Raw genomic sequence first — 1278 nt, 5'->3', positions numbered from 1 at the left:
TCAATGAGCTTACAGTGGGTTTCAAATTTATAAGCAATCACGGGAAAATTTACAGGAGGCAGATTGTTGGGCTTTCGGGTAGCCATGCCTTCCTATACGACAATGGGGGAATGATTGACCTTGGCACCTTGGGCGGGACTTATAGCTGGGCCTATGGTATCAACGACAGTGGGCAAATCGTCGGGGGTTCAGATACCACTGGAAATAATAGCCGTCATGCGTTCCTGTACGATAATGGGTTAATGTCTGACATTGGTACTTTGGGTGGGACTGAAAGTTTTGCTAATGACATCAACAACAGCGGACAGATTGTTGGAAGGTCGAATATCGCTAATCGCAACCATGGCTTCTTGTATGCAGACGGTCAGATGGTGGATCTGAATTCGCTCTTTCCTACAGGTTCGGGTTGGACATTGACAGAAGCTAAAGCTATTAACAACGCCGGTCAAATTATTGGTTACGGTGAGATAAATGGACAAGATCATGCGTTCCTTATGTCTCCTATCGTCGAATCCCCAACATCGGTTCCTGAACCCGCTACCCTCGCTCTGCTCAGTCTTGGTCTTGCTGGATTGGGCTTCTCACGGAAATGGCAATGGTGTGGGTAGAGTGAAAACGAAACCTACTTAACGAGGTGCTGCACCGGAGACTACTCTATAAAAAACTTGGAGAACTTATATGACTACACTGAATGGTATTACCCATCGCCATCCTGAGATACTGAGTGGTGTACCCGTGTTTGTAGGTACTCGTGTTCCCGTCCGTTCATTATTTGATTACTTAGAAGGAGGTGATACTTTGGAAGAATTTCTTCATCAGTTCCCTTCCGTTAAACACGAACAAGTTATTGCTGTGCTTGATGCCGCTTACGAATCGGTTACAGCAGATGCGCATACTGCTTGACGAAAATTTCCCAGTTGACTTTGCTAAACTGTTAGTTGGAGATGAAGTTACCACTCTCCATGTTCATAACCTTGGCTGGTCGGGTATCAAAAATGGCGAATTGCTTCGTCGTGCCTCTCGCGTTTGTGAAGTCTTTGTCACCCTTGACCGTAATTTAGAATTTCAGCAAAACACTAAAGTATTACCCTTCGGGGTTGTGGTATTGTGCGCTCGTTCTAATCGGATTGCTGATCTTACTCCATACATCCACAGTCTATTAGAGGCTGCGAACCGTGTTGCTCCGGGTCAAATCGAGACAGTTAGAGTCTAACATGGAAAAATTTGCAGTACCTGAACCTAATACTGCAATCCTGATATTTCTTGGGTTAGCAGGGT

3 protein-coding genes are annotated in these 1278 nt (G+C 45.3%); all 3 read left to right on the top strand.

Annotated features, from left to right (window positions below; translation table 11 throughout):
* Positions 1-608: DUF3466 family protein (locus BN874_RS13420; RefSeq protein WP_195912195.1), on the top strand; the 608-nt coding region annotated here is incomplete at its 5' end.
* Between the two features lie 70 nt (positions 609-678).
* Positions 679-903, top strand: coding sequence for a DUF433 domain-containing protein (locus tag BN874_RS23745; RefSeq protein WP_081756395.1), 225 nt, complete (start codon positions 679-681; stop codon positions 901-903).
* The gene (locus BN874_RS25150) at positions 887-1213 is read left to right on the top strand and encodes a DUF5615 family PIN-like protein (protein ID WP_195912194.1); all 327 of its coding nucleotides are present in this window, start codon (positions 887-889) and stop codon (positions 1211-1213) included. Before BN874_RS23745 ends, BN874_RS25150 begins: the two co-directional genes overlap by 17 nt.
* Positions 1214-1278: the final 65 nt, after the last annotated feature.

It is taken from the genome of Candidatus Contendobacter odensis Run_B_J11 (assembly GCF_000531125.1).
Lineage (GTDB): Bacteria > Pseudomonadota > Gammaproteobacteria > Competibacterales > Competibacteraceae > Contendibacter > Contendibacter odensensis.
This window is presented reverse-complemented; position numbering and strand designations above follow the sequence as displayed.